General features: G+C 72.2%; 17 protein-coding genes. 7 read left to right on the forward strand and 10 right to left on the reverse strand.

Going from position 1 to position 19,127, the window contains the following annotated elements; translation table 11 throughout:
* The first annotated feature begins 15 nt into the window (after positions 1-15).
* The 3 genes from FHU36_RS22420 (at position 16) to FHU36_RS22430 (ending at position 4,049) form a co-directional block, all read left to right on the forward strand.
* A complete protein-coding gene (locus FHU36_RS22420) occupies positions 16-1,287 on the forward strand; it encodes an MFS transporter (protein ID WP_185085877.1) in 1,272 nt (423 codons plus the stop codon).
* Between the two features lie 14 nt (positions 1,288-1,301).
* Positions 1,302-3,092, forward strand: a complete 1,791-nt coding sequence (locus FHU36_RS22425) for a tannase/feruloyl esterase family alpha/beta hydrolase (protein ID WP_185085878.1) — start codon at positions 1,302-1,304, stop codon at positions 3,090-3,092.
* Positions 3,093-3,158: 66 nt separating this feature from the next.
* Positions 3,159-4,049: a hypothetical protein gene (locus FHU36_RS22430; RefSeq protein ID WP_185085879.1), complete on the forward strand. Its 891-nt coding sequence runs from the start codon at positions 3,159-3,161 to the stop codon at positions 4,047-4,049.
* Here FHU36_RS22430 and FHU36_RS22435 read toward each other — a convergent pair.
* On the reverse strand, positions 4,021-4,650 hold the full coding sequence (locus FHU36_RS22435; RefSeq protein ID WP_185085880.1) for a TetR/AcrR family transcriptional regulator: 630 nt from the start codon (positions 4,648-4,650) through the stop codon (positions 4,021-4,023). The genes FHU36_RS22430 and FHU36_RS22435 overlap by 29 nt on opposite strands.
* 97 nt (positions 4,651-4,747) lie before the next feature.
* Here FHU36_RS22435 and FHU36_RS22440 point away from each other — a divergent pair, with 97 nt between their 5' ends.
* Positions 4,748-5,860: a serine hydrolase domain-containing protein gene (locus tag FHU36_RS22440; protein ID WP_185085881.1), complete on the forward strand. Its 1,113-nt coding sequence runs from the start codon at positions 4,748-4,750 to the stop codon at positions 5,858-5,860.
* A gap of 147 nt (positions 5,861-6,007) precedes the next feature.
* Here the strand turns inward: FHU36_RS22440 and FHU36_RS22445 are convergent, their stop codons facing one another.
* The 5 genes from FHU36_RS22445 to FHU36_RS22465 all read right to left on the reverse strand — a co-directional run bounded on the left by FHU36_RS22445 (position 6,008) and on the right by FHU36_RS22465 (position 11,914).
* Complete coding sequence (locus FHU36_RS22445) at positions 6,008-7,597, reverse strand: peptide chain release factor 3 (RefSeq protein ID WP_185085882.1); 1,590 nt, start codon at positions 7,595-7,597, stop codon at positions 6,008-6,010.
* Positions 7,598-7,905: 308 nt separating this feature from the next.
* Positions 7,906-9,384 (reverse strand): SulP family inorganic anion transporter, encoded by a 1,479-nt coding sequence (locus FHU36_RS22450; protein ID WP_185085883.1) that lies wholly within the window; start codon positions 9,382-9,384, stop codon positions 7,906-7,908.
* 236 nt (positions 9,385-9,620) lie between these two features.
* Positions 9,621-10,019, reverse strand: coding sequence for a MerR family transcriptional regulator (locus tag FHU36_RS22455; RefSeq protein WP_185085884.1), 399 nt, complete (start codon positions 10,017-10,019; stop codon positions 9,621-9,623).
* 274 nt (positions 10,020-10,293) lie between these two features.
* Complete coding sequence (locus tag FHU36_RS22460) at positions 10,294-11,433, reverse strand: amidohydrolase family protein (RefSeq protein WP_185085885.1); 1,140 nt, start codon at positions 11,431-11,433, stop codon at positions 10,294-10,296.
* Positions 11,434-11,539: 106 nt separating this feature from the next.
* Positions 11,540-11,914, reverse strand: a complete 375-nt coding sequence (locus FHU36_RS22465) for an SDR family oxidoreductase (RefSeq protein WP_185085886.1) — start codon at positions 11,912-11,914, stop codon at positions 11,540-11,542.
* A 232-nt stretch (positions 11,915-12,146) separates the two neighbouring features.
* On the opposite strand from FHU36_RS22465, the gene FHU36_RS22470 reads away from it, so the two are divergent.
* Positions 12,147-12,542 carry a VOC family protein gene (locus FHU36_RS22470; protein WP_185085887.1) on the forward strand — a complete coding sequence of 132 codons (396 nt, stop codon included), beginning with the start codon at positions 12,147-12,149 and terminating at the stop codon, positions 12,540-12,542.
* A 507-nt stretch (positions 12,543-13,049) separates the two neighbouring features.
* On the forward strand, positions 13,050-14,762 hold the full coding sequence (locus tag FHU36_RS22475) for an ABC-F family ATP-binding cassette domain-containing protein (protein ID WP_185085888.1): 1,713 nt from the start codon (positions 13,050-13,052) through the stop codon (positions 14,760-14,762).
* A gap of 90 nt (positions 14,763-14,852) precedes the next feature.
* Here the strand turns inward: FHU36_RS22475 and FHU36_RS22480 are convergent, their stop codons facing one another.
* Positions 14,853-16,193, reverse strand: a complete 1,341-nt coding sequence (locus FHU36_RS22480; protein ID WP_312891740.1) for a serine hydrolase — start codon at positions 16,191-16,193, stop codon at positions 14,853-14,855.
* Between the two features lie 104 nt (positions 16,194-16,297).
* Positions 16,298-16,843, reverse strand: a complete 546-nt coding sequence (locus FHU36_RS22485) for a CGNR zinc finger domain-containing protein (protein ID WP_185085889.1) — start codon at positions 16,841-16,843, stop codon at positions 16,298-16,300.
* 84 nt (positions 16,844-16,927) lie between these two features.
* On the opposite strand from FHU36_RS22485, the gene FHU36_RS22490 reads away from it, so the two are divergent.
* Positions 16,928-17,803, forward strand: coding sequence for an alpha/beta fold hydrolase (locus tag FHU36_RS22490; RefSeq protein WP_246502535.1), 876 nt, complete (start codon positions 16,928-16,930; stop codon positions 17,801-17,803).
* 176 nt (positions 17,804-17,979) lie between these two features.
* On the opposite strand, the gene FHU36_RS22495 is transcribed toward FHU36_RS22490, so the two are convergent.
* Together FHU36_RS22495 and FHU36_RS46475 are read right to left on the reverse strand one after the other, a co-directional pair.
* Positions 17,980-18,507, reverse strand: coding sequence for a protein-tyrosine phosphatase family protein (locus tag FHU36_RS22495; protein WP_246502536.1), 528 nt, complete (start codon positions 18,505-18,507; stop codon positions 17,980-17,982).
* Positions 18,504-19,088 (reverse strand): CGNR zinc finger domain-containing protein, encoded by a 585-nt coding sequence (locus FHU36_RS46475; protein ID WP_185085891.1) that lies wholly within the window; start codon positions 19,086-19,088, stop codon positions 18,504-18,506. The genes FHU36_RS22495 and FHU36_RS46475 overlap by 4 nt, the downstream gene beginning before the upstream one ends.
* Between the last annotated feature and the right edge of the window lie 39 nt (positions 19,089-19,127).

Raw genomic sequence — 19,127 nt, forward strand, 5'->3', positions numbered from 1 at the left:
TTCCGGAGCGCTGACATGACTTCTTCCGCCCCCGACGACACCCGCCGCAAGACCAACCGGTACATGGTCGTGTTCATCTGCTTCGCAGCGATCGTCTTCGACGGCTACGACCTGATCATCTACGGGTCGACCGTCCCATCGCTGCTCGCCTACAAGGAGTGGGCGCTCACGCCGGCCGAGGTCGGCGCGCTGGGCAGCTACGCGCTCCTGGGCATGATGTTCGGAGCGCTGGCATCCGGGCCACTCACCGACCGCTTCGGCCGCCGAAAGATGCTGCTGGGCTGCATGATCCTGTACTCCACCATGATGCTGCTGGTCGCGGCCGCGCCCAACCCGGCAACCCTCGGGGTCTTCCGGTTCATCGCCGGTCTCGGATTCGGTGGCGTCGCGCCGGTCGCCATCGCCCTGGTCGTCGAGGTGGCACGCCCGCACGAGCGCCAGCGGCTCAACGCGATCATGCTCGCCGGATTCTCCGTCGGCGGCGTACTCGCCGCACTGGCCGCCCTGGCGTTCCTCGACGACGTCGGCTTCCGCGGCCTGTGGGCCTTCGGCGGCATCGCCCTGGTCACGGTCGTGCCCCTCGCCTGGCGCTCCATCCCCGAGACCGCCCCTGCCGCGCTGGACAAGACCCCGAAAGCGGACGAATCACCGATGCGCCAGCTCGTCAACGGGCGGGCGATCGCCGCCCTGGTGCTCTTCGCGGTGGCCAACTTCGCCGGGTTCCTCCTGGTCTTCGGCCTCAATACCTGGCTGCCCCAGCTGATGCGCGCGGCCAACTACGACCTCACCTCTGCCCTGGCCTTCCAGGTCCTCCTCAACCTCGGAGCCGTCGTCGGTGGCATCAGCGGATCCGCCCTCGCCGACCGGATCGGCGCCCGACGCGTCGCCCCCGCCACGTTCCTGGTGGCCACGATCGCCGTCGCGGTCATGGCCTCGGCCCCGCCGGCAGGCGTCATGGCCGTCGCCACCCTGGCGGCCGGCCTGGGTTCGATCGGCACGCAGATGATCGTCTTCGGCTATGTGGCGACCTACTTCGAGACGAGCGTGCGCGGAACGGCGCTCGGCGTCACCACCGGCATCGGCCGGCTCGGCGCCGTCACCGGCCCAGCCATCGGCGGCATCCTTCTGTCCAGCGGCCTCGGCAACGCCTGGGTCTTCGGATTCTTCTGCGCCATCGCCATCCTCGGCGGCGCGGCCTGCGTGATCGTCCCCGCACGTCCAACACGACGTTCGAACCCGCCAACACCGCACATGCGGTCAACCACTGAAACAGAGCCGGCCACGTGACAGAGAGAACGCGAATGAACATCATTGCCCACACTCCGGGCGGCAAGCCCCCTGGCAACCACGTTGCCGGACGGAAGAAGTCTCACCGGTGGCGCCGCGTCTGCGCTGCCGTGCTCGTCGCACTGCTCACGACCTCGTTGGCCGGCATGCAGGCGGCGAACGGGACAACCGGCGGCGCGACATCAGCCGCCGACCCCCAAGTAGCGATCATGGAACAAGAAGCCGCCTTGGGCAAACAGGCCTACAAGAACCTCTTCAACGGGGACAAGCCCGCCTGCACCACCATGGCCAACAAGTGGATCAAGGACGACGCCGGCGACGCGATGCTGCTGTCGACTCGAGAAGCGGCTGCCGGGAACACGGACATCTCGGCGTTTGACGCCGGTGGCGCCGTCATGACCGATCTGAAGGACAAGACCGTCCCGACACCGCGCCACTGCGTCGTGTCCGGGTACGTCGCCCCGCAGGTGTCCTTCGAACTGCGCCTGCCGGACCCCAAGGCGTGGAACGGTCGATTCATGCTGGTCGCGTGCGCCGGATTCTGCGGGACAGTGAACTCATCGGCATGCAACCCGGGTCTGTCCCGGGGGTACGCAGTGGTGACCACGAACGGCGGACACACCGGCTCCCCTGGTTTCGAGGCCGCGTGGGCCCACGGCGACAACGCGGCGCGGCACGACTTCGCCTATCGCGCGAATCACGTCGCCTCGCTCCTGTCCAAAGAGATCGTCGCCGCCTACTACGGAAAGCCCGCGGCGTACTCCTACGTGGTCGGCTGCTCGAAGGGCGGCAACTCCGCAGTCCGGTACGCGTCCCGCTACCCCGCCGAGTTCGACGGAATCCTGGCCAGCGCACCGGTGCTGGACTACCAGGGACGCGTGAGCACCTCCTTCTCCTGGCAGGCGCAGGCGCTCGAGAAGGACGGGAAGACACTGTTCAGCCCCGCCGACCTCCAGGTGCTTCACACGTCCGTCCTGAACCAGTGCGACGGGATGGACGGACGCACGGACGGCATCCTCAATGATCCAGCCGCATGCAAGCCCGACTTCGCCACCATGGCCTGCGACCGGTCCAAGCCTTCCGGCCAGAATTGCTTCTCGAAGGCCCAGATCGACGCCCTGCGGAAGCTGTACGCACCCCCGGCGGACTCCAAGGGGCGTGTGGTCTACCCCGCAGGCCAGACGCCCGGGTCGGAACTGAACGCGACTCCCTGGCTCGCCGCGATGCCGGAGGTGCCCGGCACGCCACTCGTGGAACACGGCGCCGACCAGTGGCTGAGATACATGGCCTACTCCAGGCAGTCCGACGGCTCCAACAAGTCGGCCCAGAACTTCGACTTCGACAAAGATCCCGCCGACATGGAGGCGATGGCGAAGGTCTACAACGCCACCACGACCGACCTGGGCAGGTTCGACAAGCACGGCGGCAAGTTGCTGATAACCCATGGCACCGCTGACGAAGGGATCAGCCTGGCAGCCACTGTCGACTACTACAAGCGGCTCATCAAGGCCAGCGGCGGCCTGGCCACAACCCAAGCCTTCGCGAGACTGTTCCAGGTGCCGGGAATGGCGCACTGCTCCGGCGGAGCCGGCTACGACAGATTCGACGCCCTGTCCGCACTCGAAACCTGGGTCGAACGCGGAACGGCCCCGACGAAGATCATCGCCAAACGGTCCGCTCCGTCCGCCGCGGGTGACGAAGCGATTCCTCTCTTTCCCTACCCGCTTGTCCCCAGATTCCGCGGAACGGGGGACCCTGCGAATCCCGACAGTTATCGCGCGGTGACATCCGCCTCCTGGCGCTGACTCGACAGGCAGCGTCGGCGGCTTCGGTCACAGAACGCTGCACCTGAAGTTCGACTCGGTCCGCCGTTGGAGCCCTCGACCTCCGGCGGCCCCGGGCTCCCGTGGCCCGGCGAGGCTCTCCACGAGGCGGCCCTCATCCGGGCCCGGCGCGGCGAGCCGGACGGCGTGCGCGTGCTGGTCAAGGCGTCCCCGGAGGGCCGCCGCCCGTTCGTGGCGGCCGAGGCCGCCATGGTCCTGGCGTCCGCAGGGCTACCGGACGACGCGCGCACGCTCTTCGCCGATTACGAGAGGGCCTGCGAGGGTCTGTGGGGCGAGCCGGTGTGGTACGCGATGATGTGGGGCGGCCAGGCCCGCGCCGGTGCAGCCGTGGGCGGGGCGTATGCGGCGCAGGGCGACCGGGAGCGCGCGGATCGGTGGTTCGAGAGGGCGCGCGAGGCGCTGAGCGAGCAGCACGGCGAGTGGGACCATCGCCTGCCGGTCGTGTGGGCGCTGCTGGAGTCCGGACGGGAGGACGAGGCGCGGGCCCTGCTGGACGAGGGCACCGGCGACCCCGGCCACCGCGCCGGCGTTCCGTTCGTCGGTTACGCGTTGCGCAAGGGCAGGGCCGACCTCGTCGAACGAATCCTGCGTGAGGCGGAGGGCTGGTTCGACGAGTGGACGGTGGCGCACCTTCTCCGGCAGTACGGGCAGACAGAGCTCCTGCACGAATGGGCCGAGCGCAACGGTCTCGCGATCGTGGAACCGAGGGAGCCGGTGGACGAGGACCTCGCCCGCAGGTACGCGGAGATCGCCCGGACCCCTCCGGCACAGCGGCAGGGGCCGACCGTGGATCTGCTCCTCCGGGCGGCCGAGCAGGGGCGGCTCAGTGCCCGGTGGGGCGCCCCTCGACCCCTGTGGCCCACCGCACGCGACCAGCAGGCAAGCGGGGCTAGCCGTACGCGCGCAGGAACGTGGTGACCGCCGCCGCGGCGAGCCGGTCGCGCTCGGCGCCGGTGGGGGCGCCGGCCTCGCCGCCGCAGAACATGGCCCTGTTCACCGGGATCCACAGCAGCAGGCCCATCAGGTGGTCGGCGGCCAGGCGGGGGTCGTCGAGGTGGAGGTGGCCGCGCGCGGCGAGGCGCTCGAAGCAGGTGACCAAGGTCTCGAGGACGCGCTCGAAGCCCTGCTCGTACCAGGTGCGGCCGAGGTCGGGGAAGCGGTCGGCCTCGGCGATGATCAACCGGCGCAGCCGCAGCACGTCGGGCTGCAGGAGGGCGTCGAGGAACAGGCGGGCCAGCCTGCCCAAATCCTCCGCCAGGTCATCGCCGTCGCCGAGCGTGGCCGCGATCGCTCTGGCGAGGCCGTCGAGCTCGGCGGTGGTGGCGAGGATGAGGTGGGTGAAAAGCTGCTCCTTGTCGGTGAAGTGCTTGTAGACGGTCTGCTTCGACACCGACGCGAGCGCCGCCACCTCGTCCATGCTGGCACCGACGTAGCCGTTGCGCAGGAACACCGCCCTGGCGGCGTCGACGATCTGCCTGCGTTTGCGGGCCGTCCGGCCCTCTTCCACTTCCGTCGTCATGCGCTCCCTTTCTCCGGTGCCAGCAAGAGTACTGGACAGTTCCGTACTAGCACCAGTACCGTACCGTCCAGTTCCGAGAGAGAAATGGACGGATGGCATGAGCGATCTCCAGAAGCAGGTGCAGGAAGCAGCCGACGAGCTCGTCGCCTCGGGCCGCGAGCGGGGCCTCCAGGTGGCCGTGTACCGCGGCGGCGAGCAGGTGGTCGACGTGGTCGCGGGTGTGGCCGACCCCGGCACCGGGCGGCCGGTCACCTCCGCCACCCCCTTCTACAACTTCTCGATCGGCAAGGGCGCGACCGCGACCGTCGCCCACGTGCTCGTCGAGCGCGGGCTGTTCGGCTACGACACGCCCGTGGCGGAGCTGTGGCCGGAGTTCGGCGCCCACGGCAAGGGCGGTGTGACCGTGCGCCACGTGCTCGCGCACACGGCCGGGGTGCCCGGTGTCCCGCTGGACACGACGCCCGAGGACGTCTGCGACTGGGGGACCATGGTCGCCGCCCTGGAGAACGCCGAGCCGTGGTGGGAGCCGGGTGCCAAGATGGGCTACCACGCCTACACGTTCGGGTTCCTGGTCGGCGAGATCGTCCGGCGGGCCACCGGCAAGCCCATCTCGCAGGTGCTGCGCGAGGAGGTGAGCGGGCCGCTCGGCGTCGCCGACGAGCTCTACTTCGGCATGCCCGCGGCGGAGCACCACCGGCTGGCGGTGCTGGAGGACGCCCCCATGGAGCTGCCGGCCGACATGCCGTCGTTCGCGGACATGCCGCAGGACCTGCCGATGTTCAAGGCCGGCCCGATGACCCTGATGCCCACCGCCGAGCTGGGCAACCGTCCCGACTACCTGTCCGCCGACATCCCCGCCGGCGGCAAGACCTCGGCCAGGGCCATCGCCCGCATGTACGCGGCGCTGCTGGGCGAGGTGGACGGGACGCGGCTGATCTCGCCCGGACGGTTGCGCGAGGTGACGGCCGTGGCGTCCAGCGGCGTGGACGAGGTGTTCGGCATGCCGGCGACGTGGGGACTCGGCTACGGGATCGGCCGGCCCGACTCCTCGCCGGAGGAGACGCCGACGGTGTTCGGCATGGCCGGGGCCGGGGGCAGCGCGGCCTACGCCGACACCGCCACCGGCGTCGCCGTCGCCATCACCAAGAACCGGCTGACCAACGACTTCGACACGGTGACCGTGATCGGCGACATCGTCGCCCGCGGCTAGACAGTCGTGAGGCGCGATGGCTGCCGTGGCCCCCGGCCCGTGGGCACGGGCGATCTCACGCCGCCCTTCGGCGAAGTCCGCGAGGATCAGGTCCACGTCCACGATCTCGCGCGGGCCGTCAGCCGCGGATCCGGTCCGCGGCGGGTGTCAGTGCTCCCGCGTGGTGTCGGCGATCAGTGGTTCGAGGGTCAGCCCAGGGTGGTCGGCCGCGATCGAGCGCATCCGCCAGCGGTCGGTGAACAGGGCCAGCAGCGCCTGGTCGCGGCTGCGGGTGAGGACCTCCGCCCCACGCTGGCGGGCCACGGCTTCGGCGGAGGCGGGGTCGGTGCGGCGGGCGAGGGTGTACTCCAGGCGGTCGAGGGTGATCTCGGCGCCGAACTCCGCGGCCAGGCGGTGCTGGATCACCTCGAACTGCATGGGGCCGACCGCGGCCAGCACCGGCGCCTGGTCGCCGCGCAGGTCGGAACGCAGCACCTGGATGACGCCCTCGGCGTCGAGCTGGTCGATGCCGCGGCGGAACTGCTTGGCCTTGCCGCTGCTGCGGGCGCGGGCGACGGCGAAGTGCTCGGGTGCGAAGCTGGGGATCGGCGGGAACGCCACCGCGGGCCCGTCGTAGAGGGTGTCGCCGGGGCGCAGCGCGGTGGCGTTGACCAGGCCCACGACGTCGCCGGGGTAGGCCTCGTCCAACGTGGTGCGTTCCTGGCCGAAGACGGCATGGGCGTACTTGGTGGCGAACGGCCGGCCGGTGGCGGCGTGGGTGAGCACCATGCCGCGTTCGAACCGTCCGGAGCAGACGCGGACGAAGGCGATCCGGTCGCGGTGGGCCGGGTCCATGTTGGCCTGCACCTTGAACACGAGCCCGGAGAACGGCGCGTCCAGCGGCCGTGCGACGCCGGCGACGTCGGGGCGCGGCGCGGGGGCGGGAGCCAGCTCGACCAGGGCGTCCAGCAGGCGGGCCACGCCGAAGTTCGACAGCGCGGCGCCGAACAGCACCGGGGTCGATTCGTGGGCCTCGAACGTCTTCTGGTCGTGGTCGGCGCCGATCGCGTCCAGCAGCCCGATCTCCTCGACGGCCTGCTGCCAGGCCCGCCCCAGCTCGGCCTGCGCCCGCTCGGCGGTCAGCTCGCTCTCCAGCGCCTTGGTCGCGCCGCCGGGGGTGCGGGTGTAGCGGCTGGCGCGCCCGCGCAGCCGGTCCACCACGCCGTGGAAATCGCCCGGCATGCCGATGGGCCAGGTGACGGGGGTGGGACGTAGTCCGGTGCGCTCCTCGATCTCGTCGAGCAGTTCGAGGGCGTCACGGCCGGGCCGGTCCCACTTGTTGACGAAGGTGATGACCGGGATCCGGCGATGGCGGCAGACCTCGAACAGCTTCATGGTCTGCGGCTCCATGCCCTTGGCCGCGTCGATCAGCATCACCGCGCAGTCGACCGCGGCCAGCACCCGGTAGGTGTCCTCGGAGAAGTCGGCATGGCCCGGGGTGTCGACCAGGTTGAAGACGTGGTCGCGGTAGTCGAGGCGCAGAGCGGCCGAGGTGATCGAGATGCCCCGCGAGCGTTCCAGCTCCATCCAGTCGGAGGTGACGCCTCGCCGGCCGGCCTTGCCGTGCACGGCACCCGCCTCGCTGATCGCCGACGCGTGCAGGGCCAGCGCCTCGGTCATCGTGGACTTGCCGGCGTCCGGGTGGCTGATCACCGCGAACGTCCTGCGGCGGGCGCCCTCCCGGGAGATGGCCGTCATCGCCCCGCCCCGGCCGTCGCGCCGGCACCGAGCCGGCACAGCTCGGTGCTCAGGTCGCGGGCAGCGGGCATCCGCTCCCACGGTCGCCGGGCACGGACCATCGCTTGCTCCTCGAATCTCTTCAGCTGCTCCAGCAGATGCCTTGACCACCTCCGCGCCACTGTACATTAACGTTAGAGTAGATTGCCCGCCGGCTGACGCGGTTCGGGAGCCTGCTCGGACCGCCCTCGTGCACCGCGGTCGACCAGGCTGGGTGGACGGGGACCGGGCCGCTGACGATGCCGCGCGATGGGCGGCCCGACGCCCTGTCAGTGGCCGCCCGAGAGCTGCCCGGCGAGGGCGCCGTGCAGTTCGGCGCTGGGCTGGTTGAGGCCGACGACGGTGACCTTCTTGCCGCGGGCGGCGTACTTGGTCTCCACGGCGTCGAGCGCCGCCACGGAGGAGGCGTCCCAGACATGGGCGTCGGTGAGGTCGATGACCACGTCGTCGGGGTCGCCGGCGTAGTCGAACCGGTAGACCAGGTCGTTGCTGGAGGCGAAGAACAGCTCACCGGTGACGGCGTAGACGACCTGCTTGCCGTCGGGGTCGAGGCAGGCCGTGACGTTGGCCAGGTGGGCGACGCGGCGGGCGAAGATGACCATCGCGGTCAGGCTGCCGACCACCACGCCGACGGCCAGGTTGTGGGTGGCGACGACGACGGCCACGGTGCTGACCATGACGATCGTCTCGCCCGACGGCATGCGCCTGAGCGTGGCGGGGGCGATGGAGTGCCAGTCGAAGGTGCCGAACGACACCAGGATCATCACGGCGACGAGGGCGGCCATCGGCATCTGGGAGACCCACGGGCCGAAGGCGATGCACAGGATCATGAGGAAGACGCCGGCGGCGAAGGTGGAGACGCGGGTGCGGGCGCCGTTCTTCACGTTGATCATCGTCTGGCCGATCATGGCGCAGCCGCCCATTCCGCCGAAGAAGCCGGTGACGATGTTGGCGATGCCCTGGCCGATGGACTCGCGGGTCTTGTTGGAGTGGGTGTCGGTGATGTCGTCGACGAGCTTGGCGGTCATCAGCGACTCCATCAGCCCGACCAGCGCCAGAGCGAGCGCGTACGGAGCGATGAGGGTGAGGGTGTCCAGCGTGAACGGCACGTCCGGCAGCCCGGGGAGCGGCAGCGACGAAGGCAGCACGCCCTTGTCCCCCACGGTCGGCACCGCAAGGCCCGCGCCGAGCGTGATGGCGGTCAGGATCGCGATGGACACCAGGGGCGCGGGCACCGCCTTGGTGATGCGCGGGAAGAGCACCATCAGCACCAGCCCGCCTGCCACCAGCGGGTAGACCGCCCAGGGCACGCCGAGCAGTTCGGGCACCTGCGCCATGAAGATCAGGATCGCGAGCGCGTTGACGAAGCCGACCATCACGCTGCGCGGCACGAACCGCATCAGCCGGGCGACGCCCAACGCGCCCAGGACCACCTGGATCACCCCACCGAGGATGACGGCCGCGACCAGGTGGCCCAGGCCGTGCTCGCGCGCCAGTGGGGCGACCACGAGGGCGATGGCGCCGGTCGCGGCCGAGATCATGGCCGACCGGCCGCCGACGATGGAGATCACCACCGCCATCGTGAACGAGGCGAACAGGCCGATGCGGGGGTCCACCCCCGCGATGATCGAGAACGAGATCGCCTCGGGGATCAGCGCGAGTGCCACCACCAGACCGGACAGCAGTTCGACGCGCAGCACCTTGGGAGTGAGGTGGCCGAGCCCGGGAAGGCGCAGGCGGGAAGCCATGGCAGGGGAAGACAAAGGACCATCCAGACAGGGAGCGGGCGCTGACCACGGTGGGGATCGACGCGCGAACGGGGAGGCGGTGAACGGGGTTGTCGCCCGGGCTCGCGCACGCGCGTGGCGGCGAGGTGGCCCCGGCGTGCGGTGGACCCGGGGCGGGCTCGCGAAGCCCCGCGAACCGCCCATCAAAGCTACCGTGACGTGAGAGTACGAACCTCATGCATCACGGGTGACATTCATCACTGGCCGACCTGCGAGGCCGCCACCAGCAGGCGCCGGCGGCGCAACTGCTCGGCGAACTCCCGCGCCACGGCGAGGTGCTCTCGCAGCGTCTCGGCCCGGTCGGCCACCGCCCGCTCGAACAGCTGCAACCGGGCGACCAGCGTCGCGTCCTCCTCGCCGACGGCGAGCCGGTCGGTGACGTCGAGCAGGTCGCGCATCTGCTCCAGGCTGAAGCCGAGCGGCTTCATGCGCTTGACCAGGGCGATCCGGTCGATGTCGGTCTCGCTGTAGAGGCGGAAGCCGCCGGGGGTGCGCTCGGGGACGACCAGACCGGCATCCTCGTAGTGGCGGATCGTCCGCGAGGACAGCCCGAGCCGCTCGGCCACCTCGCCGATCTGCACCAGCCCCTCGGCCATCCTGCCCCTCCGCCTCGTCACCACCGGTTCGCCCACGCGCCATCCGGCGGCCCGGCTGTCTACCCTTACGTCACCTTAACTTTAGGCGAGTTACGGTCAGGCGAGGAACGGTGACGCTCCCCCGCTTCCGCGATGGGGAGCCGGTGGGCCCGCGACAGGTGATCTCGACGAGGCGCACGTTCCCGAGGAGGCCGGGCAGGCGTCTGCCGGTGGAGTCGATCGGCAGGATGCGGTCCGTCACCACCAGGACGGCCAACTCGTGAAACACCCTGTTTCACTCGTCCAGGTGGTACACGCGGGCCGCGTTCGAGCGCCCGATCATCGTCGCGACCCGGAGGGCGTCCGCCTCGGTCCACTCGCCGTCCGCCACCCACGCCCCGAGGACCCGGGTCATGCCGCGCCGCCACAGCAGCGCGCCGAGGTAGTGCAGCTCCGGCGGGCCGAACGCGTCGGACGAGTAGAGGATCTTGCCGAACGGGGCGAGTTCCAGACTCTCGGCGACGACCGCGGCCGACCGCGCGCCGGTGTGGTTGACGGCCAGCCCGACGTCGAGGTGCACGTGGGGGAACACCTGGGCGAGGTAGCCCGCGTTGCGGTGGAACGGGTAGCAGTGCAGCAGCAGGACGTCGGTCCCGGTGGGCTCGACCGCCCGCAGCCAGCGGGTCAGCAGCAGCGGGTCGCAGCGGTGCAGCTCGATGTCGGGGTCGCCGTAGCCCGCGTGGAGCTGCAGGGGCAGACCGGTCGCGACGCCCTCCCAGAGCAGCATGCGCAGCAGCACCGGGTCGGCGACGCGCGGCGCGCCGCCCCGGTCGAGGGTGCGCAGCCACGCGCCGGCCGCCTCCCGGACCTCGGCGGCGCCCGGCGGCGCCGGGTCGAAGTCGAAGCCGTGCCGGTAGGCCACGACGCTCTTCAACCCCACGGCGTCCCGCGCCCGCTCGCGCAGCGCCGCCCGGAAGTCCTCGCGCAGGCCGGCTGCGGAGGCGCCGGCGCCCGCGACGGCCTCCAGCACGGCCTCCAGCCGCACCACCTCGGCGGCGTGCCCCCCGCTCAGGGCCGCCATGGCGGCGGGGCCGAAGAGCCGGTCGCCGTGATGTCCCGTCTCCACCAGCCAGCAATCGGTCCCCGCGGCGCGCAGGAAGATCCGGGCCGCCTCCTCGGGCGGCAGCGCGGCCCGCGCGGCCCAGTAGGCATCGGCGCCCGCCGACGGCTCCAGCCCGAGCAGCGGAGCGCAGTGCCGCCGGATCGCGAAGCCGAGCTGCGAGTCGAACGCGGTCGTCCACGGCGGGATCGGCCGGTCGGACTCGGTGAGCAGTTCCTCGAACGCCGGCCGCCGCACCACGTGGCGCAGCGCGCCGTGCACATGGTGGTCAACCAGCCCGAGGGCGGCGATCCCGGCTTCGAGGTCAGGTGGCATCGCGATCCTCCGGCACGGCCCCGGCCGCCCCGGGACGGGGACGGGGTCTTCGTCGACACCTCTGGTGTTCCACCGGCGCGGCTCCGTCACCCATGGGACGGCCCGGTCAGGACCGCCAGGCGCCGGAGGCGGCCGCGTCCAGGACGACCTCGGCGAAGTCCCGGGGCGGACGGCCGAGGACGCGGCGCACGCCGTCGGGCAGGTGGGCGTCGAGGCCGCGGCGGATCGGCGAGACCGCGTCGGCGTAGCCGGGCACGTCCACTCCTCGCCCGGACAGCAGCACGACGCGCTCGGCCCCCAGTTCCGTCGCCCGCCGGACGAACGGCCGCGTCAGCACCGCGCCGTCGTGCGGCACGAGGAGGATCCGCCGCACGACGGCCAGCGCGGCGTCCCAGGTGCTCTCGTCGGTCCAGTCGAACCTGGGCTCGCCGGAGCGGGAGCCCGCGCGGACCGTGACGCCCGCGCGGCGGAGCAGGGACACCCGCCTTCAGGCGGCGTCGCGGGATCACCCCACCGCCTACCGCGCCACCGTCCGGCAATTATATAGCGCTTGACTTATATAAGTAGCGACTGAAACACTCGGTCCATGCCCGCGTTCCACATTCCGGGGGACCCGCGGGGTCGTCCCCGTGTTCCGGGAACGGCGGATGGTCGCACCTACGGGCGGTGCGACCGTGACCCACCACACCGTCCTCACGATCAGGAGTACTGCCATGTCGCAGAAGATCACGACGTTTCTGATGTTCCAGGGGCAGGCCGAGGAGGCGATGACGTTCTACATGTCGCTGTTCGACGACGCCGAGATCCTCTCCATCACCCGCTACGGCCCCGCCGCGGAGGGCACGGAGGGCACCGTCCAGCACGCCGTCTTCACCCTGGCGGGGCAGCCGTACATGGCCATCGACAGCAACGTCCGGCACGACTTCACCTTCACCCCCGCGATCTCGCTGTACGTGACGTGCGAGTCGGAGGCGGAGATCGAGCGGCTGACCGCGGCGCTGTCGGAGAAGGGCATGGCCATGATGCCGCTGGGCTCCTACGGTTTCAGCTCCCGCTTCGCCTGGGTCAGCGACCGGTTCGGCGTCTCCTGGCAGCTCAACCTGCCCTGAGCCGCGCCAGGACACCGTCCCGGGCGAACGGCGGCGGACGCGCGACCGCCTGATCAGCGAGATCTCCCGCTTTCCCCGACCCCGCCACGCGCGCCGGGTCCGGCCTTCCCGAGGAATCTCCCGCAGGCGCCCGCACCCTGCCCGGGTCGCGGCTCGTCCTCGTCAGGTACGGCCTGGCCGCAGAACCGGGCGCGGAGGAGGTGGAGTAGGCGGCTGCGGGAACGGGTGCTCCGGGAACGGGTGAGGTAGAGTCGTGGGGTCCTGTTGTCTCCGATAGAGGTGGACGTTGCGCATCTGAGGTCCGCGATCACCACGCGGTACGGCACCCGACCGTACTCCCGTCACGCCGAAGCCGGCCTTCTCGCCGCCCGTGACCCCGCGTGGAAAGCGACCTCGGTGCATGAGCCCTCCGCACTCTCCGGAGGGCCGCACCCGTTCCCGGTCCGCCGCCGCCTGGTGCTCGCACACGAAGCCCCATTCGTCCGACGTGCGACTGCGAGAACCATCATGGCTCATCCCATCACCCCCAGCGCCTCGCTGACCTGCTCCGCCCTGACCTTCCGGTGGCCCGACGGCACGACCGTCTTCGACGGGCTCTCCCTCACTGTCGGCCGGGGTCGCACCGGCCTCGTCGGCGCCAACGGCTCGGGCAAGTCCACCCTGTTGCGGCTGCTGGCCGGCGAGCTGCGCCCCTCCCAGGGGTCCGTGACCGCCGGCGGCCACCTGGCGTACCTGCCGCAGAACCTCACCCTCGACACGGAGCTGCGCGTCGACCAGGCGCTCGGCATCGCCGAGCGGCGCGCCGCGCTGCGCGCCATCGAGGCCGGGGACGTCGGCGAGCGGCACTTCGAGACCCTCGGCGACGACTGGGACGTCGAGGAGCGGACCCTGGCGACCCTCGGCTCCCTCGGCCTCGGCCACGTCGAGCTGGACCGCACCGTCGGCCGGCTGTCCGGCGGGGAGACCGTCCTGCTGCGGCTGGCCGCGCTGCTGCTGGAACGTCCCGACGTCCTGCTGCTCGACGAGCCGACCAACAACCTCGACCTGTTCGCCCGCCGCAGGCTCTACGAGGCCGTCGACACCTGGCGGTCCGGCGCGCTGGTCGTGGTCAGCCACGACCGTGACCTGCTGGAGCGCGTGGACCGCGTCGCCGAGCTGCGCTCCGGCGAGGTGAGCTGGTACGGCGGCGGCTTCTCGGCCTACGAGGAGGCCGTCGCCACCCAGCAGGAGGCGGCCGAGCGGACCCTGCGGGCCGCCGAGGCCGACGTGCGGCGGCAGAAACGCGAACTGGAGGAGACCCAGACCAAGCTGGCCCGCCGCCAGCGGCACAACAAGAAGATGGACGACCAGCGGCGGGCCTCGCGCATCGTCGCCGGCGAGCGCAAGCGGTCCTCGCAGGAGTCGGCGGGCAGGCTGCGCGGCCTGCAGGAGGACCGGCTGCACGAGGCCCGCGAGCGACGCGAGGAGGCGGCGGACGCGATCCGCGACGACGCGGAGATCCGCGTGAGCCTGCCGCACACCGCCGTGCCCGCCGGCCGGGCCGTGCTGGAGCTGCACGAGCTGAGCCTGCGGTTCGGCCGGCTGCGCGACGCCGGCCTGCGCCTGCACGGCCCCGAGCGCGTCGCGCTGGTCGGGCGCAACGGCGCCGGCAAGACCACGCTGCTGCGCACCCTCACCGGCGAGCTGGCTCCGCTGTCCGGCGAGGCGAGGACGTTCGTGCCGCTGCGGTTCCTGCCGCAGCGGCTGGACGTCCTGGACGACGAGCTGAGCGTCGCGGCGAACGTGGCCCGCCTGGCTCCCGGGGTCACCGACAACCACATCCGCTCCCAGCTCGCGCGCTTCCTGTTCAAGGGGGCGCGCGCCGAGCAGCCGGCGGGCACCCTGTCGGGCGGCGAGCGCTTCCGCGCGGCCCTGGCGGCCACGATGCTCGCCTGCCCGCCACCGCAGCTGCTGATGCTGGACGAGCCGACCAACAACCTCGACATGGCCAGTGTGCGGCAGCTCACCAGCGCGCTCGGCTCCTACCAGGGGGCGCTGCTGATCTCCAGCCACGACCTGGCCTTCCTGGAGGCGGCGGGCGTGACCCGCTGGCTGCTCCTCGGGGAGGAGCTCCGGGAGACCACCGCCGACGAGGTCCGCGCCCTGCTCGCGACGCCGGAGAGCGGCCGGAGTCCGGCACCCGGAGCGCAGGCGGAGGAGGACGCGCCCGGCCGGGGCTGAACGGGGGTTCGCCGGCAGCCGAGGTCTTCGAGGATCCGCCGCAGGCCGGTGGCCGTCTCCTCCCGGTGGAGGGTCGGCACCGGCCGGGTGTCAGGCGACCTTGGGCGTGGCCCGTGCGCCGAGGTGGATGTACGGCGTGCCATCGGCGAGCCGGTAGAAGACGGCCGACAGCCAGTTGGGCCGGCCGTCGGGGCGGCCGACGAAGGTGGTGTCGTCCACCGCGACGAGGTCGAAGTCCAGCGGCGGTTGCGTGCCGGCCAGCGCGCCGGTGCTCTCCAGGCGCAGCGCGAGCCGGCCGTCGCGGGCCGTCAGCTCCATGCGCGTGCCGACCCGCTCGTAGACGCCGGCGTACCGCTCGACGTCCGTCTCGTACGGCTCGGCGGGCGGGCCCAGCTCGGCCGGCACGGCCAGGCCGAGCAGTTCGCCGAAGAGCTCGGTGGCCAGGGCGTGCTGGAAGGCGGCGGTGTGGCCGCCGTTGGCGAGCACGCACACGGCCGTCCCGGCGTCGGGGAGCGCCCACAGCATGGCGGCCTGGCCGATGGTGTTGCCGCCGTGGGAGATGACGCGGTGGCCCTGCCACTCGTCGAGGATCCAGCCGATGCCCCACTGCCTGCCGAGGGTGTGCGGGTTGGGGATGTCGGCCTGCGGCTCCCACATGTCCTGCGGCCGGGCCAGCAGCCCGCCGCCTTCGTGGTCGGGGCCGAAGTGGGCGCGGGCGAAGGCGACGACGTCGGCGGCGCGGGCGCTGATCAGCCCGGCGGGCCCGCAGGAGCGCATGAGGCCCCACATCGGGGCGGGCACGCCGTCCAGGTGGCCCATCGCGGCGCGGAAGCGCAGCACGTCCTCGGGCAGGGTCCAGGTGTGGGTGAGGCCGAGCGGCTCGACGACCTGCTCGCGCAGCGCGGTGTCCCACACCTTGCCGGTGAGCCGCTCGACGACGCGCCCGGCGATGACGAAGCCGGAGTTGCAGTAGGACTGGGTGGCGCCGAGCGGGTGGTTCTGGGCGAGGTCGGCGCAGGCGGCGACGTACTTCTCGACGCAGTCGTCGCCGCGGCCGGTGTCGAGGAACAGGTCGCCGTCGATGCCGGAGGTGTGCGAGAGCAGGTGCCTGATGGTGACGGTCGCGCTCACCTCGGCGTCGGCGACCCTGAACTCGGGCAGCACCTGGCAGACCGGGGTGTCGAGGGTCAGCTCGCCCCGCTCGGCGAGGAGCATGATCTGGGTGGCGGTCCACACCTTGGTGACCGAGCCGATCTGGAACAGCGAGTCGGTGGTGGCGGGCACCCCGGTGGCCACGTTGAGCACGCCAGCGGCGAACTCGTGGACCTCTCCCCCGTGCAGGAAGGCCAGGCTCGCGCCGGGGACCTGGTGGTCGCTGGCCAGTTCGCCGAGCCGGGCGTGCCAGCGGCCCGGGTCCACTGCTGCAGTCACAGGCGGGTCCCTTCGTCGGGGTGGAGGCGGGGCGTTCCGAACGTCAGGCGCCCGCCGGGCGGGTCGGGTCGTGCGGGGCGGGTCATGCGGTCGTCCCGCCCGGCTCAGTCGGGCCGGTGCCGCCGGTAGTGGCGGGCGACGCGGACGCGGTTGCCGCAGCGGGCGGGCGAGCACCAGCGGCGGCGCGGGTGGGCGGGCAGGAACAGCATCACGCAGTCGTCGGCCGCGCACCCGCGGACCCTGGTCACGGCCGGATCGGACAGCAGTTCGGCAGCGGCCTCGGCGAGCCGGGCGGCCAGGCGGCGTCCGACCGGCCCGGCGCGCCTGCGGGTGGCGGTGACGGCCGAGCCGTCCCAGGCCAGCTCGCTGACGGCGGGGGCCGCGCGCTGCGCCTCGTTGAGCGCTCGCAGGGCGGCCTCGGGGGGTCGCCTGCCGTGGCGGGCGTGCTCCAGGGCACGGGCCGTGTGCTCCCGTACGGCGTGCACGGCGGCCAGATCGGCGTCGGTGAACTCCCCGAACTCCTCGGGGAGCCGGTCCGACTGGAGCTCCAGCCAGGCGCGCAGGTCGCCGGGGGTGGCAAGCAGGTCGCCCGTGACCGGCCGGGTGTTGACCAGGTCCAGTGCCAGGGGCTCCCCGGTGAAGGGGGTCATGTTTCTAACGATACATCCCCAGGTTGACGCATTAGATGACGAGCGCTAGAACTAATGCATCTTCACTATCGGAAGGCATTAGCCATGACGTTTCCGCCTGTAGCCCGGATCGCGTACCGTCACCTCGACGTCGACGGCGTCCGCGTCTTCTACCGCGAGTCGCTGCCCGAGCGGCCCGACGCGCCCGTGCTGCTGCTCCTGCACGGTTTTCCCTCGGCCTCGCACCAGTTCCGCCGCCTGATCGACGCGCTCGGCGGCCGCTACCGGCTGATCGCGCCCGACTACCCGGGTTTCGGGCACACCGAGGCGCCGGCGGGGTTCACCTACTCCTTCGACCGGCTCGCCGACGTCACCGAGGGCTTCGTCGAGAGGCTCGGCCTCACCCGGTTCGTCATGTACGTCTTCGACTTCGGCGCGCCGGTCGGGTTCCGGCTCGCCACGCGGCACCCGGAGTGGATCGCCGGCCTGGTCGTGCAGAACGGCAACGCCTACGAGGAGGGGCTGTCGGCGGGCGCCCGCGAGTTCGTCGCCCTGCGCCCCGGCCAGGCGGGCGCCGAGGAGACGATCCGCGGCCTGCTCACCCTGGAGGGCACCCGCGGCCAGTACGAGACCGGCACCGCCGACCCCGAACTGGTCTCCCCGGACGGCTGGACGCTCGACCAGCACTTCCTCGACCTGCCCGGCCGCAAGGAGGCCCAGGTCGCCCTCGCCTTCGACTACCGCTCCAACGTCGAACGCTACGCCGAGTGGCAGGCGTGGCTGCGCGAGCACACCCCGCCCACGCTCATCGCCTGGGGCGCCCGCGACCCGTTCTTCCCCGAGCCGGGCGCCCGCGCCTACCTGCGCGACCTGCCCGGCGCGGAGCTCCACCTCTTCGACACCGGCCACTTCGCCCTGGAGGAGCACCTGCCGGAGATCGCCCCGCTGATCGCCCGTTTCCTCGACCGCACGGACACCTGACGATCAACCGAGCGATCGGCCACCCGAGCGGCCACGCGGTGCGGCTGACGATCGGCCACCCGAGCGGCCACGCGGTGCGGCTGAGGATCGGCCACCCGAGCGGCCACGTGGGGCCGCTGACGATCGGCCACGCGAGACGTGGGGCGCCTGCGGGTCGGCCGTGCGGCAGCGTGCGGTCAGCCGCGGGGGAACGCGGCCACCCAGCGGCGCTGCCACGGCGTCTCGACCGCCCGGGGGTGGTGGTGGGCGCGTGTCCAGGCGACGGCGTCGGCCGCGTCGAGGCCGGACAGGACCGCCAGGCAGGCGAGCACGGTGCCGGTGCGCCCCACGCCGCCTCCACAGGCCACCTCGACCGCTTCGCCGGCCCTGGCCCGCTCGTACAGGGCTCCGATCTCCCGTACCGCCAGGTCGCGGTCGCGGGGCAGCAGGAAGTCGGGCCAGTCGACCCAGGCGTGCGGCCAGTGCAGGCCGCCCTCGTGGCGGCGCCGCAACCGGCCGGAGCCGAGGTAGAGCCCGAACCCGGGGACCGGACCACCGGGCAGCGGACGCCGCAACCCCCGACCACGCACCCGGGAACCGTCAGGCAGCCGGATGGCCCCTGCCAGCACCGGGCCTCGCGCCGGGCCGTCCGACCGGCCGCCCACCGGGTCACCCGTCGCGTGGTTCGTCGGGTCGCCCGTCGCGTCGTTCGTCGGGTCGCTCATCTGGCGGCGCTCCCCGCTCGGCGGCGGGCGCGGTGGTCGGCGACGTTGCGGCGGTTGCCGCACAGCTCCGGCGCGCAGTACGCGCGGCGTCCGCCCCTGCTGGTGTCGGCGAAGACACCACGGCAACCCGGTGCGGCGCAGGCGCGGAACCGGGCGTGGCCGAGGACCCTGACGACGCCGAACAGCGCGATGCCGACGAGCGCGGCCAGTTCGTCGGCGAGCGACGCCCCCGGGGCGGTCGGGACGTGCCACTGCCACCGGCCGTCAGCGTCGCGGTGCAGCACCGGCGCGAGGCCCGCCCGGCCGGTCAGGACGGCCGCGCCCGCGACGGCGTGCTCCTCGGTCGCGGTCTCCAGGATCGCGCGCACCTCCCGGCGCAGCAGCCACACCTGGTGCACGTCCTCCTCCGTGAGTCCGCCCGCCAGGGCATCGGGCCGCAGACCGTGCTCGGCGAGGAAGCCGGCCAGCGCCTCCGGGCCGGTCAGGGCCTCGCCCCGGTCGGCCCGGACGGTCGGCGAGGTGTTGACCAGGTCGGTCGCCACCGCCGCCCCGGCCACATAGTCGGTGATGGGAATCCGCACGCCTCGACCTCCACTACTGTAACCGATATAAGGGAACTA

Source organism: Nonomuraea muscovyensis (assembly GCF_014207745.1).
Classification (GTDB): Bacteria; Actinomycetota; Actinomycetes; order Streptosporangiales; family Streptosporangiaceae; genus Nonomuraea; species Nonomuraea muscovyensis.

Excerpts from the sequence above, each read along its gene's own strand:
- FHU36_RS22450 (WP_185085883.1), bottom strand. The coding sequence starts at position 9,384 with ATGGCTTCCCGCCTGCGCCTTCCCGGGCTCGGCCACCTCACTCCCAAG.
- FHU36_RS22455 (WP_185085884.1), bottom strand. The coding sequence starts at position 10,019 with ATGGCCGAGGGGCTGGTGCAGATCGGCGAGGTGGCCGAGCGGCTCGGG.
- FHU36_RS22485 (WP_185085889.1), bottom strand. The coding sequence starts at position 16,843 with ATGACCCCCTTCACCGGGGAGCCCCTGGCACTGGACCTGGTCAACACC.
- FHU36_RS22490 (WP_246502535.1), top strand. The coding sequence starts at position 16,928 with ATGACGTTTCCGCCTGTAGCCCGGATCGCGTACCGTCACCTCGACGTC.
- FHU36_RS22435 (WP_185085880.1), bottom strand. The coding sequence starts at position 4,650 with ATGACGACGGAAGTGGAAGAGGGCCGGACGGCCCGCAAACGCAGGCAG.
- FHU36_RS22495 (WP_246502536.1), bottom strand. The coding sequence starts at position 18,507 with ATGAGCGACCCGACGAACGACGCGACGGGCGACCCGACGAACCACGCG.
- FHU36_RS22470 (WP_185085887.1), top strand. The coding sequence starts at position 12,147 with ATGTCGCAGAAGATCACGACGTTTCTGATGTTCCAGGGGCAGGCCGAG.
- FHU36_RS22475 (WP_185085888.1), top strand. The coding sequence starts at position 13,050 with ATGGCTCATCCCATCACCCCCAGCGCCTCGCTGACCTGCTCCGCCCTG.
- FHU36_RS22440 (WP_185085881.1), top strand. The coding sequence starts at position 4,748 with ATGAGCGATCTCCAGAAGCAGGTGCAGGAAGCAGCCGACGAGCTCGTC.
- FHU36_RS22445 (WP_185085882.1), bottom strand. The coding sequence starts at position 7,597 with ATGACGGCCATCTCCCGGGAGGGCGCCCGCCGCAGGACGTTCGCGGTG.
- FHU36_RS22460 (WP_185085885.1), bottom strand. The coding sequence starts at position 11,433 with ATGCCACCTGACCTCGAAGCCGGGATCGCCGCCCTCGGGCTGGTTGAC.
- FHU36_RS22425 (WP_185085878.1), top strand. The coding sequence starts at position 1,302 with ATGAACATCATTGCCCACACTCCGGGCGGCAAGCCCCCTGGCAACCAC.
- FHU36_RS22420 (WP_185085877.1), top strand. The coding sequence starts at position 16 with ATGACTTCTTCCGCCCCCGACGACACCCGCCGCAAGACCAACCGGTAC.